Raw genomic sequence first — 15,448 nt, 5'->3', positions numbered from 1 at the left:
CTGGCAATCAACTGAACTGGCACGCTTTGCGCGCGGCCGTGACGATACGACCGACCGACGGCATCATGTGTTGCTCAAGCCGCGCCATCGGAATGATCGTGTCGTAGCCGGTGACGCGGGCCACAGGTGCGAGCAGAGAGGTCAGAGCGCGCTCGGCGATCAGCGCCGCGATCTCGCCTCCGAATCCGCCGGTGCGCGTCGCCTCGTGCACGATGACACACCGCCCTGTTTTTGCGACCGAACCGAGCACCGTGGCTTCATCGTAAGGCTTGAGCGTGGCGAGATCGATCACCTCGGCGGCGATGCCGTCGGCAGCCAACGCGTCGGCCGCCGCCATGGTTTCCTTCAGCATCGCACCCCAGCTAATCAACGTGACGTCGCGGCCCTCCCGCTGGACAAAGGCAACATCCAGCGGAAAAGCCTCACCGTTATCTTCCACCTCACCTTTCGCCGCGCGGTAGATGCGGGTCGGCTCCAGAAACACCACCGGATCGGGATCGCGGATCGCGGCGAGCAGCAGCCCGTAAGCGCGTTCCGGCGACGAGGGAATGACGACGCGCAAGCCGGGGATATGGGCAAGCATCGCCTCGGTGCTTTCCGAATGATGCTCCGGCGCGCGAATGCCGGCGCCATGCGGCGTCCGCAGAACCATTGGGCAGGTGAGCCGCCCCTGGGTGCGGTTACGGAATCGGGAGGCGTGGTTCACCAGTTGATCGATGCAGGGATACAGAAACCCCATGAACTGGATCTCGCCGACGGGCTTCAACCCCTGCGCCGCCATGCCGACACAGAGCCCGCTGATCAGGAGTTCGGCAAGCGGTGTATCGATGACCCGCTCCGGGCCGAAGCGCGTTTGCAGGCCAACGGTTGCGCGGAAGACGCCGCCGTTGATGCCGACATCTTCGCCAAGCACGACGACATCAGGGTCATCCTCCATCGCGCGGGCGAGCGCCAGATTGACGGCCTCGACCAACGTCATTTCAGGCATCGCCCTCTCCCGCGAGTTGGCGGCGCTGCGCGGCGTACGTCTCGGGCAGCTCGGCATAGAGATGATCGAACATGGTTTCGGGTCGGCGCGGCTCCGTTGCCAGGTAGCGCTCAACCGCCGCCTCGACGTGCTCATGGCACTCCGCGGCGAGCTGCTCCTCCTGCGCCTTGCTCCACATTTTTTGACCGACGAGATAGCTCCTCAGGCGCGCAATCGGCTCTTCTTTCCAACGGGCCTGGACTTCGTCAGCCGAACGATAGCGTAATGCGTCATCGGAGGTCGTATGATCGCCGAGCCGGTAGGTGACCGCCTCGATGAAGCGCGGGCCCTGGCCCTCACGGGCCGCGGCAATGGCGTCTTCGGCCGCTGCGCGCATCGCCACAACATCGCTGCCGTCCACCTGCTCGCCGATGAAGCCGGCGGCGATGGCTTTCTGCGCCAGCGTTTCGCAACCGGTCTGCAGTCGTAACGGGACGGAAATAGCCCATTGATTGTTGGTGGCGACGAACACGACCGGCAATCTATGCACCCCGGCAAAATTCATCGCTTCGTAGACATCACCCTTCGAAGTGGCGCCATCGCCGAACATGCATACGGCGACACGCGGCTGCTTGCGCAGCTTGAAGGCATAGGCAACGCCGGCGGCATGCGGCGCCTGCGATCCCACGGGAACGCAAAACGGGAAATCCTCGACCGGTCCGGAGAATTGATTGCCCCGCTCGTCCCCTCCCCAGAACAGCAGGATCTCCTCCAGCTTGACGCCACGCCAGATCAGCGCGCCATTGTCGCGATAGGAGGGCAACAGGACGTCCTCTGCGCGCATCGCGCTGGCTATCCCGACCGACACCGCCTCCTGGCCGAGCGAAACGGCGTACGTCCCGAGCCGGCCGGTGCGCTGCAACGCGACAGCCTTTCGGTCAAAGTTGCGCAGCAGCAGCATCGCTCGATAGAGCGCGGTGATGAGGTTGGCATCGGAGGCGAATGCAGGGAGCGGTCGGTTAATCGAGCCGTCTGGCGCGAGGTAATTGCGGTGGCGCACCTCAAAGCGCGCGATGACGGGAAGTCCTCCGTCTGTCATTTTTTTGCTGGCCACGTCCTCGCTCCCAGAGCGATTCTGCATCCCACAATTCGTAATTGGTGCTGGGCGGGAACAATACAAGATGGGCGCGCCCATCTTGTATGGCCGTTGCTGCACCGCGGGCTCGCGGGGGCGGCCCATCGTGGAAATGACACCGCGTCAGTGGTATATCAAACCATGGCAGATGGTCAGGTTGTCCTCGTAACGACTGAACCGTTGGGAGGCGGTGCACCCGTTCGCTCGGTCTACTATGTGGCTGAACGGGATCCGGCAAAGGCCGAGGCAATCATCGCAGCAATGATGGCCCCGAATGAAAGGGTCGAGGCCTGGGGGCCGCTTCCGGCGCCGGCTGTCAAAGCGCTCGGATTGAAGCCCGGCGACTTCACGCGCGGGTGACATCAACTAAACGTTTTGAGGCGCGGGCGCGGTCTCTCGGGTACGATCCGGCAGGACGGTCCGAAGGACCAAGCCCAGAACCTCGAGATCCCGGGTTCGCGCTAAGCGCACCCCGGGATGACGGGCTTTCGCCTGTCACTTGCAGGGTTTGGGATCCCTGACGTCGAACCGCCCCATGGCGCCGGCAATCACGAAATCGTTGTAATCGAGCACCAGCGCGCGGGAGACGCCGTTCTCAAACAGCTCGAACGACATCGCGTAAACCGGCGTCTGCTCGCCGTCTTTCGCCTTGGCGTCGCGGTCGTAATAGCTCACGGTCACGGGCCAGCGGGTCAGCGCCTTCATCTGGTCGTTGGCGGTCGAGGGGTCGGGCGTGGCAATGCTTTGGGTGCCCGGGATCGGCTTCCCGATCACCGAAAGCGTGTTGTAGACCTTCTCGCCATTATCCGAGCCGTCATAGACCATCAGCTCCAGCACCGACTTGCCCGCGCGCGCGGCGGCGATGATGTGCTGGATCTGCTCGGTCGGGAACACGACTTTGCCGTCGAGCTCGAACGTCTTCGCAACCGGCTGTTTCAGCTTGACCGTGATGCGGTCGCCGACCCGTTCCGCCACGCCGTCGACCGGCGCGGAGTCGGTATCGTTCATGCGGGTGTCGATCTTGAAGCGATAGCTCTTGCCGGCGGCATCTTCCCAGGAATGCGAGCGAAGGTCGCTCAGCGTCAGCCTGCCCTCGCCGCTGTCAAGTTCGGACACCTGGCGGAATTCGGAGGTGTAGCCCTCGCAGGCGCTGCCTGAAAAATTGTAGAGAATGCGCCCGCGCGCACCCGATATCGCATTGGATCCGCGCGACTTGACCAGCTTCAATTCATACATCGCCTGGTGAGCGAGAAACGGCCCGCTGGCGCCAGCCAGTGCCGGACCGTTTGCCAAGCCTGAGAGCAAGGTGGCAGCAGCCGAAAATACCAAAGCACGAACCGGAATCGGGAACGAGCTAGCCATGTTTTATTTTTTCCTCGAGGGAGATTCGATTACATTAGTGACGGGCCCATTGCGCCGCAACTAGGGCGGTGCCACGAAAACGCAAGAATTCGAGGCCGAGGCGCGCCGTTTTTTGGCATTTTCGGGCACGATCCGCCTCGATCGCCATGCTGGACGGAAGCTCCACCGTCGCTTGCAAGACAAAGCGCGATGCGCGAAACAATGCGCGCCTGACCGCAGGTCAGGAACGGTCACATCAAGCGGGGATGCAAACATGGCGGGTACGGTCGAACAGAAGCTGGCGGCACAAGGCATCGTCCTTAACGAGCCGCGCACCCCCATGGCGAACTATGTCGGCTTCGTGCGCTCGGGAAACCTGCTGTTCGTCTCCGGCCAGGTCTGCGCCAACGCCGAAGGCAAGCTGATCGCCAAGGGCAAGCTCGGGGCCGGCGTCACGATCGAACAGGGCTACGCCGCGGCGGAGGGCTGTGGCGTCAACCTGCTGGCCCAGGTCAAGGCGGCGCTCGGCGATCTCGACAAGGTCGTCCGCGTGGTCAGGCTCGGCGGCTTCATCAATTCCGCGCCTGATTTTCTCGACGGACCCAAGGTGCTCAACGGCGCCTCCGACCTGATGGTCACTGCGTTTGGCGACAAGGGCCGGCACGCCCGCACCACGGTCGGCGTCGCGTCGCTCCCCTCGGATGCGGCCGTCGAGGTCGACGCGATCTTCGAAGTGTCCTGAAGCGGAGCGGCTCTCGTGCGCGCGCCGGACTGGCTGACGGCAAGGCCGGTCGCTCATCGCGGCCTGCATGATATTTCGCGTGGCATCGTCGAAAACATGCCGGCGGCCGCGCAGGCCGCCGTCGACGGCAATTTCGCCATCGAATGCGACATCCAGCTTTCGTCCGACGGCGAGGCGATGGTCCATCACGACAATGCGCTCGGCCGCCTCACCGACGGTTCCGGCGCGTTGCTCGGTATGACCGCGGCCGAACTCAAGGCCGTCAATTTCAAGGATACGCCGGAACAGATGATGACGCTCGGCGATCTCTGTTCGCTTGTCGGAGGCCGCGTGCCGCTGGTGATCGAGGTGAAAAGCCATTTCGACGGCGACCGCCGGCTGGTGAAACGGATGGCGGAGGTGCTCGCCTCCTATGACGGCCCCGCGGTCGGGATGTCGTTCGATCCGGATCAGGTGGTGGCGTTGCGCGAACTGATCCCTGGCCGCGCCCGCGGCATCGTAGCCGAGCACGACTATACCGCCGAGGAGTGGCCGGAAGCGTCAGCGGAGCAGCGCCGCGGCATGACGCATCTGCGCCACGCTTTTCGCACCCGGCCGCATTTCGTTGCCTATTGGGTGAATGAGCTGCCCGCGGCCGCGCCCTGGATCGCCCGCAACGTCTTAGGCCTGCCGTTGTTGGCCTGGACCGTGCGCACACCGGAGCAGCGTGCGCAGGCGGCACGCTACGCCGACCAGATGATCTTCGAGGGGTTCCTGCCGGGAACCTGATGCTGTCAGCGCCACCTTGAACTCGCCTGCCCGATGCACGATCTTTGCAGGGCGTTGGTCGCCATGCGCGCTGGCTGATCGCATGATGGGACCGGTTTGAATTTCTAGATGGCATCATCCGAAATCACCCTTGAAGCCGTCCCCTCCGTCAGCGACATCAAAGCTGCGGATTGGGACGCCTGCGCAAATCCGGCGGGCGACCCGAACGGCCTCGAAAACCTGGACACGCTGGCTGCGCGGAACGGCTCGTGCGCCGCTGCAAAGCCGGCCTATAACCCTTTCGTTTCCCACGCATTTTTTGCTGCCGCCGAGGCTTCCGGCTCGGCCTGCGCCCGCACGGGCTGGGGCCCCCGGCATCTGCTGGCACGGCTCAACGGCGAGATCGTCGGCGTCGTGCCGTGCTATCTGAAAGCCCATTCGCAAGGCGAATATGTCTTCGACCGCGGCTGGGCGGATGCCTATGAGCGCGCCGGTGGACGTTATTATCCCAAACTGCAGGTCTCGGTGCCGTTCACGCCTGCCACCGGCCCCCGACTTCTGGTCCGCGACGGCGTCGACCGCAAACAGATCGGCTCGGCGCTGGCGCGCGGGCTAATGGCGCTGTGCAACGCGACCAACGCCTCCTCCGTGCATGTGACCTTCGCCCGCGAGGCGGAAGCGAAGTTGTTGGGTCAGCATGGCTTCCTGCAACGGAACGACCAGCAGTTTCACTGGCACAACGAGGGCTACGGTAGTTTTGACGATTTCCTGAACTCGCTGAATTCGCGCCACCGCAAGGCGATCAAGCGCGAGCGACGCGAGGCGGTGGCCGCCGGCATCACCATCCACCGCTTGACTGGAGCCGATATCACCGAGGACACGTGGGATGCGTTCTTCGCGTTCTATATGGAGACCGGCTCGCGCAAATGGGGTCGCCCCTATCTCACACGAAAATTCTTCTCGCTGATCGGCGAGAGCATGAGCCGCGACGTGCTCCTGGTGATGGCCAAGCGCAACGGCCGCTGGATCGCAGGTGCTATCAATTTTATCGGCTCGGACACACTGTTCGGCCGCAATTGGGGCGCGGTCGAGCATCACCCGTTCCTGCATTTCGAGGTCTGCTACTATCAGGCGATCGATTTTGCGATCGAGCGCGGCCTCAGGATCGTGGAGGCCGGCGCGCAGGGCGAGCACAAACTGGCCCGCGGTTACCTGCCGCAAACCACCTATTCCGCGCATTTCATCGCCGATCCCGATTTGCGCCGCGCGATTGCCGACTATCTGAAGCGCGAGCGCGCCTATGTCGCGGAGGTCGGACGGGAACTGACCGAGGCCGGCCCGTTCCGCAAGGCCGCCGATGAGCCTTGACCGGTTGAGCCGGCGACGTGAGATTTGAGATCAACCTTGAGGGAAGAAGCCCATGCCCGCCTACGACGTCAACAACCCCTTCGCAAAAATCCTGCGCGGCGAATTTCCCTGCCACAAGGTTTATGAGGACGACCATGTGCTGGCCTTCCTCGACATCATGCCGCGTTCGCCGGGCCACACGCTGGTGATTCCAAAAGTCCCTGCCCGCAACATCCTTGACATCACGCCCGACGACTACGCCCATGTCGCGCGTGCCACCCACAAGATCGCCGCCGCCGCCATGAAGGCGTTCAAGGCCGACGGCATCACCGTGCAGCAATTCAACGAGCCCGCCGGGGGCCAGGTCGTGTTTCACCTGCACATGCACATCATGCCGCGCCATGACGGCGTCGCGCTGTTGCCGCCGGCGAGCCGCAAGGAAGATGTGAAGGTGCTGGAAGACAACGCGACCAAGCTGATGGCGGCGCTGGGGTAGCCCAATACTTGGTCATTCCGGGGCGCGCCACTTGGCGCGAGCCCGGAATCCATTCATCCACGTGTTACCTTCGTTGATCATCGCGAAACGGTTCCGCGACTACCTGATGGTCATCCTGGAAGACGACATACCCCGACCTGTTCGTCGTCCTCCCGCTCTCAAGGTCATATCAGCCCGCTTGTTTATCCAAATCCTTGTTTCGCAGCTCACAAGGTGCACGATGGATTCCGGGCTCGTCGCTGCGCGACGCCCCGGAATGACGGCTGACTACTCCCCCTCCACATCCCCGCTCTTCGCTACCGCCGGCGGCGAGAACTCGCAGCGGTCCGGCTTGACGTCGAGCAGCGGCGTTTCGTCGAGGCAGTCGAGGCCGCGCACCAGGATGACGTTGTCTTCGACGCCGACGAACTTCACGATCGACGTGCCGATCGGATTCGGCCGCACCGGCGAGCGCAGCGAGAAGGTGCCGCGGGTCTTCTGGTTGTTCTTCGGGCTCTGCAGCACCAGATCGCGGCGCGAGTGATGCAGCCAGTAGATCACCTCGAGATTTTCATAGAAGTCGACGCCCTTGATCGCAGGCACCCAGGGCTCGAAAATCTCCAGCCGGCAGACCGGGCCGTCGTGGCGGCCCTGTCGCGGTGTCTCCAGCCGTGATTTCCAGGGCGTGCGGATGCGGCCGATGAAGACCAGCCCAGCATCGCGGGCCGGCGGCATGTCGACGGTAACTTCGCCCTCGCGGAGCTTGGTATCCTGAACCATTGCCTAATCCAGTGAGATGGGTACCGATCGCGTGCAACTTTTCTTGTCGGGCGGGACAGTACCGGATTATGGGCCATGCAATCAACCGAGCCACCATTTGCCGACCAGAAGGATGATCTCGCCGGAGACCACGCCGGCAAAGATCGAGCGTCGCGTCAGCATGAACACCGCAAAGCCTGCGGCGACTGCGCCATAGCGCAGCCAGTCCGGCACGCCGGCCAGCGCGCCCGGCGGCTGCACCAGGATTTGCGCGATGACGCCGGCGAGAATCGCGGTCGCCACCGCCCTCACCCACACCAGGACTTCCGAGCCCTCGTCGACGCCGGCGCCGAACCACAGCCCGGCCATCCGCCAGATCTCGTTGGGCAGGAAACCTGCAAGCATGAGGACCAACAGCGCGTGCGGGCTGCCGAAAAACTCGCTCATGCGCGCGCCCTCTCCCGCCACCAGTGCACGCCGTAGGCAATGCTGCCGGCGGTGACGCCGCTGATCAGGATATCGACGCCGGTATGCAGCATCGACACCAGCGGAAACAACGAAAGCCCCAGCACCAGCGCCAGCACATCCGACACCTGCTTGCAGTTGCGTGCCGTCGACAGCAGGAACGCCAGCGGCGTTAGCAAGAGGATCGCCGCCGCAAACAGCGGCGGCAGCTTGGCGGCAAGTGCGTAGCCAAGCGTGGTCGCGATCATGCATACCGTGACAAGTCCGCAGCCGAGCCCATGCGTGAACGCAATCCGCCGCTCGCGCGGCACTTTTGGCAGCAGCCGATAGCATTCGACCCAAAGCGTGACGGCAATGAAATGCGTCGCCAACACGAGATGCCGGCGCCTGGTCTTGGGCGTCTTCATCAGAGGCAACACCGATACCACCATCGGAAACAGCCGGATCGCGCTCACAGTCACCGCAATCGCCGCCTGCACCGCGGTCGCCCCGGAGCCGAGCGTCGAAATCAGGATGATCTGCGCCGGCCCCGCCCAGACCAGCAGCGTGCTGCCGAGCACCCAGCCGAGGCTGAAATGGCTGTCATGGGCCAGCGCGCCGATGCCGAGATAGGTCGCAAACAGCACCAGCGTGAGCACCGTGGACGCAACCGAACTCACGCCCCATGCGAAGGCGCGGATGGGGCTTTTCCATTGGGGAGAGTCGATTGGAGGCAGCGCCACGGATGACCGGATGGAGGTTTGAGTCGTCGCGGGGCATAGGGCTGGCGAAAGCGGCCTGCGTCAACTAAGCCAAGGCTCAGGGCGGCTATGCGATGGACGACAATACACGCCGTCATTCCGGGGCGATGCGAAGCATCGAACCCGGAATCTCAAGATTCCGGGTCTGGTGCTTACGCACCATCCCGGAATGACGGAGCAAGTAAACTCAACCCGACACGCCCCTGTTCCTGAGCACAAAGCACGCCCCGCCCGCCTTGCGGATGCGGTTGCAGAGGTCGTCGGCCTCGCCGCGTGTGTCGGCGCCGAAGCGCACCTGGTAGAACGTCGCCGGGCCGCGGCTGCGCAGGCGCGAGGCGAGAATGCTGGGGTCGCGATTGCCGATCGCGCTCGAAAGGCGCGAGACCGCGCGCCCATACATCGCAAGCGCCTTGTCGCGGGAAAAGCCGGCGGCGAGCTGCACGCCCCACACCTTCGCGGCGGCGAGCTTCACGCGCTGCTCGAGCCCGGCGATAAAGGGATTGGGCGCCTGTTTCAAAAGCGCCATCAACTCGCGGCAGCTCGAGGTCCGGGCTAGCTCCGGTATCTTGCCGCTTCGTCCCGCCGCGGCCCACTCCTCCACCGTCGAACCGGTGATGGCGATCACGTAGCTGCGGGTCTCCTGCGGCATCCCGCCGGCGCCGGCCAGCCATTCCTGCACGCGCCGAGGGCCAGCATTGTACGCCGCGGCGGCGAGTCCGAGATTGCCGAACTGGTTGCGCAACTCGTCGAGAAACTCGGCCGATTTCGGCAGCGCCTGCACGGGATTGAGGGGATCGAGCAGGCCGCGTTCGTTCGCCGTTCCCGGCATGAACTGGGCAATGCCCTGCGCCCGCGCGCCGCTCCGCGTCACCGGCCCGACCGCATCCGACTGAAAGCGGCTCTCCTGCCAGATCACGCGCGCGAAGAACTCCAGCGGCAGGTCCGACGCCCTCGCCGCCGACTCGATCATCAGGCACATCGCTTCGCGCGCCTCGCTCTCGCGCGCGGTGGCCGGCTTTTGGCTAGCTGTCGCGCTCGACCGGGTAGCCTCACCCGCGTCCTCGGCGAAGGCGTTCGCAACTGAGGACAAAAGCCACAGCATGCACCATAGGGCGCGAAGAAACCGATCTCTTTGCATGGCAGTTCGCAATCCGGGAATGCGCATTGCGGTGAAAACGTTGGTCAAACGATCATGGCTTGCAGGTGGATCCGCCGCCTTTCCGCTGCGCGCCGCCTTTTTTGCGTTGCAATTGCTCCGAAATCCCCGCCATCGGAACCGGCGTTAATTTACGTTAACGCCGCATTTTGCGGCGGCCGGACTTTTACGGGCAACAAAGCGGGGTAAAAGTCTCCTCACTTTTTTGGGAGACTTTCAATGCAGGACCGGCGCGAGAGCGTGCGCGACAAGGTGATGTATGGCGGCGTCGCCGAGATCGGCGAATGCGGCGCGACGCGCGAATGCATCGTCCGCAATATCTCCGATCACGGCGCGACCATCGAATTCAGCAATGACGTGCAGTTGCCGAAAGAGCAGCTCTCGCTGCGCATCGCGCGCAAGGGCCGCTCTTTCCTCGCCAGGGTCATCTGGTGGCGCGACAACTTTGTCGGCGTCGCATTCAGGGCGGAAAGCCCTGCCGAGCCGGTCTCCGATCTCGAGGAGCGGCTGCGCAGAAGCGAAATCAAGAAGCGGCAGCTCCAGCGCCGGATCGACGAGTTGCTCAACGAGCGCTGAAGCTGCAAGACGCCAAAGAAAAAGGCCGGCTGTCGAGCCGGCCTTTTTGCATTCTCTCGTCGCGTCGCTCGGTCGAACGGCGATCAGACTTTAACCAGCGGACCCTTCGACGCCGGCCCCTTGGAGCCTCCGCCTCCGTTCGGACCGCCCGACTTCGGCTTGCGCTTGCGCGCCCCTGGCAGCTTTTCGGGCTTCGGCGTGACCGGACCCTCGACAAACTCGAAGCCGATCTTGTCCTTGCCCTCGGCGTCCTTGACCAACACGACGCGGACATGGCCGCCGCCCTTGAGCTGGCCGAACAGCACCTCGTCCGCCAACGGCTTCTTGATGTGCTCCTGGATCACCCGCGCCATCGGCCGCGCGCCCATCTGCTCGTCATAGCCATGCTCGATCAGCCATGCCTTGGCGGGCTCGGACAGCTCGATGGTGACGTCGCGATCGGCAAGCTGCGCCTCGAGCTGCAGCACGAACTTCTCGACCACCATGCCGATCACGTCGGCGTTGAGATGGGCGAACGAGACGATCGCGTCCAGCCGGTTGCGGAATTCCGGGGCGAACTGCCGGTTGATCGCCTCGTGGTCGTCGCCTTCCCGCTTGTTGCGCGTGAAGCCGAAGGCCTGCCGCGCGAGGTCGGCGGCGCCCGCGTTGGTGGTCATGATCAGGATCACGTTGCGAAAATTGACCTGCTTGCCGTTGTGGTCGGTCAGCCGGCCGTGGTCCATGATCTGCAGCAGCACGTTGTAGAGATCGGGGTGCGCCTTCTCGATTTCGTCGAGCAGCACCACGCAGTGCGGATGCTGGTCCACGCCGTCGGTCAGAAGGCCGCCCTGGTCGAAGCCGACATAGCCGGGAGGCGCGCCGATCAGGCGCGATACCGTGTGCCGCTCCATGTATTCGGACATGTCGAAGCGCAGCAATTCGACGCCGAGCGAGGCCGCGAGCTGTTTTGCCACTTCGGTCTTGCCGACGCCGGTCGGCCCGGAGAACAGGTATGAACCGATCGGCTTCTCCGGCTCGCGCAGGCCGGCGCGTGCCAGCTTGATCGACGCGGACAGCGACTCGATCGCCTTGTCCTGGCCGAACACCACGCGCTTCAGCGTCTGCTCGAGATGCTTCAGCACCTCGGCATCGTTCTTTGACACGCTCTTGGGCGGAATCCGCGCCATGGTCGCGATCGTGGTCTCGATTTCCTTGATGCCGATCGTCTTCTTGCGCCGGTTCTCTGCGACCAGCATCTGCGCCGCGCCCGACTCGTCGATCACGTCGATCGCCTTGTCCGGCAGCTTGCGGTCGTGGATGTAGCGCGACGACAACTGCACCGCCGCCTCGATCGCCTCATTGGTGTATTTCAGCCGGTGATAATCCTCGAAATAGGGCTTCAACCCCTTCAGGATCGCAATCGCGTCCTCCACCGTCGGCTCGTTGACGTCGATCTTCTGGAACCGGCGCACCAGTGCGCGGTCCTTCTCGAAATGCTGACGGTATTCCTTGTAGGTCGTCGAACCCATGCAGCGGATCGTGCCGGAAGCCAGCGCCGGCTTTAGCAGGTTGGACGCGTCCATCGCGCCGCCGGACGTCGCGCCGGCGCCGATCACGGTGTGGATTTCATCGATGAACAGGATGGCGTTCGGATGCGCTTCCAGTTCCTTCAAAACCTGCTTCAGCCGCTCCTCGAAATCGCCGCGGTAGCGGGTGCCGGCGAGCAGCGTGCCCATGTCGAGCGAGAACACGGTGGCGGCGGCGAGCACTTCCGGCACTTCGGAATCGACGATGCGCTTGGCGAGCCCTTCCGCAATCGCGGTCTTGCCGACGCCCGCCTCGCCGACGAACAGCGGATTGTTCTTCTGCCGGCGGCACAGCACCTGGATGGCCCGGTTGATCTCGGCATTGCGCCCGATCACCGGATCGATCTTGCCGTCCCGCGCCTTCTTGTTCAGGTTGACACAATAGGTCTCGAGCGCTTCGCCCTTCTTCTTGGCGTCCTCGTTGCCCTTGGTCTCGGTCTCCTCGTCGACGCCGCGCACGGGGCGCGCTTCGGAGACGCCCGGCCGCTTGGCGATGCCATGGCTGATGTAATTGACCGCGTCGTACCGCGTCATGTCCTGCTCCTGCAGGAAATAGGCGGCGTGACTTTCGCGCTCCGCGAAAATCGCGATCAGCACGTTGGCGCCCGTCACTTCCTCGCGCCCCGAAGACTGGACGTGAATCACCGCGCGCTGGATCACGCGCTGGAAACCGGCCGTCGGCTTGGCGTCGTCGGCTCCGTCCGTCACCAGATTTTCGAATTCGGTCTCGAGATAATTGACGAGGCTGGTGCGCAGCTTGTCGAGATCGACGCTGCAGGCGCGCATCACCGCAGCAGCATCCGAGTCATCGATCAGCGACAGCAGAAGATGTTCGAGCGTCGCATATTGATGATGGCGCTCGTTTGCAATCGCCAATGCACGATGCAGGGATTGTTCAAGGCTTTGGGAAAAAGTTGGCATTCGCGTCCTCTATGGTCCCCGGTCATCATGATCGCCATTACCCGGTGAGGCAACAACAACCTTCGTCATCCCCTGTCATATAGTTACACACGATCGTGGCGAAAGACCGGTTCCGCAAGCGTGGTTTTCCTCTAAATTCGCGGCACCACGGCGGCGGCACGCGACCTCTCCCCCGAAAAAACTGCCGAGAATACGGTCGGCGTCCATCAACACCGATCAATGCAATCCCGTTCCTTATTTCCGGCCGGATCGCGAGCCACGCGCGGCTATTTTTTTTCCATCACACATTGCAGTGGGTGCTGGTGCTTGCGCGCAAAATCCATCACCTGCGTGACCTTGGTCTCGGCAATCTCGTAGGTGAACACGCCGCACTCACCGATTCCGTGGTGATGGACATGGAGCATGATCTTGGTGGCCGCTTCGGCGTCCTTCTGGAAGAACTTCTCCAGCACATGAACGACGAACTCCATCGGCGTGTAGTCGTCGTTCAGAATAAGGACGCGATAGAGGTTCGGACGCTTGGTCTTCGGCTTGACCTTGGTGATGACCGACGTTGATGGACCGCCGGTTCCGGCGTTGCGGTTCTCGTCATTGCTCATTCGGGGAGCAGAAGATGACTTTGCCGGCACGGACGGACAAGCTTTGAAGGTTGGCTGCAACATGGCTCAGGCGTTCGAAATTCCAAAAGGGATGACCGGAGCGCATCCTGGCCCACACGCGATCGGCTCTGACATAAGCCACCGCCTAGTACCCAGTAACGCTTATTCCAGATCGCCGCTCCCGGTCCGACCCGTTGGCCGGATCGGCACCTGGAATATGGGTCCGTCGCCGGATCGCCGCAAGCGCATTGATGTTGCCTGCCACGTCCCGCGACCGGCCCGATTCCCGGTTCGGCTATCCGGAGCAAGGTTAATCGTTTCTGCCGGATTTGACAAAGGACCGCGACGGCCCGTTTAGCCGCCGTTGAGCATACCGGGGTCTTTTGGCGACCGGTCTGGCGGTGCACCGGCTTTGACCCGTTTTTACCGGAACCGGTTTACCGCCTGTTTAGCGGCCCGGGCGGAAATGCCCGCAAGAAATCACATTTGCGGTGAGGCCATGCTCGATACAGTCGCATTCCGTCGCTTTCGCACGGCTGCAAGCCGGTTTGCCGGCGCTAATGACGGCAACATCGCGATCCTGTTCGGGATCGCGGTACTCCCGATCATGGCTTTCGTCGGCGCGGCGGTTGATTACACGCGCGCTGTCAGCGCGCGAACCTCGATGCAGGCCGCCCTCGATTCGACTGCGCTGATGCTGGCGAGGGACCTGACCGAGGGCACCATCTCGACCTCGGAAATCCCGGCGAAGGCAGACGCGTATTTCAAGGCCCTCTATACCAACCCGGAAGCCAAATCGATCACGATCTCGGCAAGCTATACCCCAACCTCCGGCAAAGGCTCGACGATCCTGATCAACGGCTCCGGCGCCGTGGATACCACGATCATGCGGGTCGCCGGTTACCCGAACCTGGGCTTCAATACAAGTTCCACCTCGGCCTGGGGCAACGTGCGCATGCGGGTTGCGATGGCGCTCGACGTCACCGGCTCAATGGCGTGGGACGGCAAGATGCCGGCGATGCAGGAGGCCGCCAAGAGCCTGGTCGATCAATTGAGCAAGCTCGAGAAGAATAAAGGCGACATCTACATCTCCATGGTTCCCTTCGCCAAGGACGTCAACCTCGGCACCAGCTACAAGGACGAGACCTGGATCGACTGGGATAGATGGAGCAATCAGAACCCGTACTGGGGGACATGCAGCCAAGCCAACAAGACGGACAAGGATTCCTGCCTGGACGCCGGCAAGATCTGGACGCCGGACAAGACCAAGTGGACCGGCTGCGTCACCGACCGCGACCAGAATGAAGACACCACGAACACACCTCCGAGCTCGTCCAATGCGCCGACGATGGTTGTGGCGGAGGAATACGGCTCATACTGCAAGTCGGGCAACAATCCCTATGTCGGAAAGATCCTGCCGCTGAGCTACAACTGGGATACGATCAAGACAGAGATCGGCAAATTGCAGCCCACCGGCAATACCAACCAGGGCATCGGTATGGCATGGGCCTGGCTGACGCTCGGCGTTGGCGTGGCGCCGTTCAATGCCCCGCCCAAGGACACGGCGAACTATGAGTACCAGGACGCCATCGTCCTGCTGTCGGACGGCCTGAACACGCAGAATCGCTGGTACTCCAACGCGTGGCAGATCGATGCCCGCCAGAAGATCCTGTGCGCAAACGCCAAGAAGGCGCCGTACAACGTCGTGATCTACACCGTCCAGGTCAATACCGGCGGGGATGCGGAGTCTACCGTGCTCAAGGAGTGCGCCAGCGATGCGAACAAGTTCTACCACATCAAGGAGGCCGGCCAGACCGCGTCGGTCTTCAAATCGATCGGCCAGTCGCTGGCCAAGCTGCGCGTCGCGAAATAAGCGCCTCAATCGAGACGGAAAGAAAAAGCCCGGCCGTTAC

General features: G+C 63.1%; 15 protein-coding genes. 6 read left to right on the top strand and 9 right to left on the bottom strand.

Translation table 11 applies throughout. From position 1 onward, the window contains the following. Positions 1-7 precede the first annotated feature (7 nt). The 3 genes from V1277_RS28805 to V1277_RS28795 form a co-directional block, all read right to left on the bottom strand. A complete protein-coding gene (locus V1277_RS28805) occupies positions 8-988 on the bottom strand; it encodes an alpha-ketoacid dehydrogenase subunit beta (RefSeq protein WP_334419206.1) in 981 nt (326 codons plus the stop codon). Beyond that, positions 981-2,066 (bottom strand): pyruvate dehydrogenase (acetyl-transferring) E1 component subunit alpha, encoded by a 1,086-nt coding sequence (gene pdhA, locus V1277_RS28800; RefSeq protein ID WP_442894606.1) that lies wholly within the window; start codon positions 2,064-2,066, stop codon positions 981-983. Before pdhA ends, V1277_RS28805 begins: the two co-directional genes overlap by 8 nt. 531 nt (positions 2,067-2,597) lie before the next feature. Then, positions 2,598-3,464, bottom strand: a complete 867-nt coding sequence (locus V1277_RS28795) for a cell envelope integrity EipB family protein (RefSeq protein WP_334419204.1) — start codon at positions 3,462-3,464, stop codon at positions 2,598-2,600. A gap of 253 nt (positions 3,465-3,717) precedes the next feature. Here V1277_RS28795 and V1277_RS28790 point away from each other — a divergent pair, with 253 nt between their 5' ends. From V1277_RS28790 to V1277_RS28775, 4 genes are all read left to right on the top strand, one after another. After that, on the top strand, positions 3,718-4,185 hold the full coding sequence (locus V1277_RS28790; RefSeq protein ID WP_334419203.1) for a RidA family protein: 468 nt from the start codon (positions 3,718-3,720) through the stop codon (positions 4,183-4,185). A 15-nt stretch (positions 4,186-4,200) separates the two neighbouring features. Continuing rightward, positions 4,201-4,953 (top strand): glycerophosphodiester phosphodiesterase, encoded by a 753-nt coding sequence (locus tag V1277_RS28785; protein WP_334419202.1) that lies wholly within the window; start codon positions 4,201-4,203, stop codon positions 4,951-4,953. A gap of 108 nt (positions 4,954-5,061) precedes the next feature. Further along, positions 5,062-6,300, top strand: a complete 1,239-nt coding sequence (locus tag V1277_RS28780; RefSeq protein ID WP_334419201.1) for a GNAT family N-acetyltransferase — start codon at positions 5,062-5,064, stop codon at positions 6,298-6,300. A 52-nt stretch (positions 6,301-6,352) separates the two neighbouring features. Beyond that, entirely contained in the window at positions 6,353-6,775 is a 423-nt protein-coding gene (locus V1277_RS28775; protein ID WP_334419200.1) for an HIT family protein, read from the top strand. A 267-nt stretch (positions 6,776-7,042) separates the two neighbouring features. Here the strand turns inward: V1277_RS28775 and tsaA are convergent, their stop codons facing one another. From tsaA to V1277_RS28755, 4 genes are all read right to left on the bottom strand, one after another. After that, a complete protein-coding gene (gene tsaA, locus V1277_RS28770; protein ID WP_334419199.1) occupies positions 7,043-7,534 on the bottom strand; it encodes a tRNA (N6-threonylcarbamoyladenosine(37)-N6)-methyltransferase TrmO in 492 nt (163 codons plus the stop codon). Between the two features lie 81 nt (positions 7,535-7,615). After that, complete coding sequence (locus V1277_RS28765) at positions 7,616-7,960, bottom strand: AzlD domain-containing protein (protein ID WP_334419198.1); 345 nt, start codon at positions 7,958-7,960, stop codon at positions 7,616-7,618. Then, positions 7,957-8,700: an AzlC family ABC transporter permease gene (locus tag V1277_RS28760; protein WP_334419197.1), complete on the bottom strand. Its 744-nt coding sequence runs from the start codon at positions 8,698-8,700 to the stop codon at positions 7,957-7,959. Before V1277_RS28760 ends, V1277_RS28765 begins: the two co-directional genes overlap by 4 nt. A gap of 205 nt (positions 8,701-8,905) precedes the next feature. Beyond that, positions 8,906-9,820 carry a transglycosylase SLT domain-containing protein gene (locus tag V1277_RS28755; RefSeq protein ID WP_442894530.1) on the bottom strand — a complete coding sequence of 305 codons (915 nt, stop codon included), beginning with the start codon at positions 9,818-9,820 and terminating at the stop codon, positions 8,906-8,908. Between the two features lie 273 nt (positions 9,821-10,093). Here V1277_RS28755 and V1277_RS28750 point away from each other — a divergent pair, with 273 nt between their 5' ends. Then, positions 10,094-10,450 (top strand): PilZ domain-containing protein, encoded by a 357-nt coding sequence (locus V1277_RS28750; RefSeq protein ID WP_334419195.1) that lies wholly within the window; start codon positions 10,094-10,096, stop codon positions 10,448-10,450. An 83-nt stretch (positions 10,451-10,533) separates the two neighbouring features. Here V1277_RS28750 and clpA read toward each other — a convergent pair whose 3' ends face one another. Then, positions 10,534-12,936, bottom strand: coding sequence for an ATP-dependent Clp protease ATP-binding subunit ClpA (gene clpA / locus V1277_RS28745; RefSeq protein WP_065746969.1), 2,403 nt, complete (start codon positions 12,934-12,936; stop codon positions 10,534-10,536). A gap of 266 nt (positions 12,937-13,202) precedes the next feature. Beyond that, entirely contained in the window at positions 13,203-13,535 is a 333-nt protein-coding gene (gene clpS, locus V1277_RS28740) for an ATP-dependent Clp protease adapter ClpS (RefSeq protein ID WP_028345585.1), read from the bottom strand. Positions 13,536-14,034: 499 nt separating this feature from the next. Here clpS and V1277_RS28735 point away from each other — a divergent pair, with 499 nt between their 5' ends. Continuing rightward, positions 14,035-15,408 carry a TadE/TadG family type IV pilus assembly protein gene (locus tag V1277_RS28735; RefSeq protein ID WP_334419194.1) on the top strand — a complete coding sequence of 458 codons (1,374 nt, stop codon included), beginning with the start codon at positions 14,035-14,037 and terminating at the stop codon, positions 15,406-15,408. The last annotated feature ends 40 nt before the right edge of the window (positions 15,409-15,448 follow it).

The organism is Bradyrhizobium sp. AZCC 1588, from assembly GCF_036924735.1.
Lineage (GTDB): Bacteria > Pseudomonadota > Alphaproteobacteria > Rhizobiales > Xanthobacteraceae > Bradyrhizobium.
Note: the sequence above shows the minus strand (reverse complement) of the source record. Positions and strands in the feature narration are given on the sequence as shown.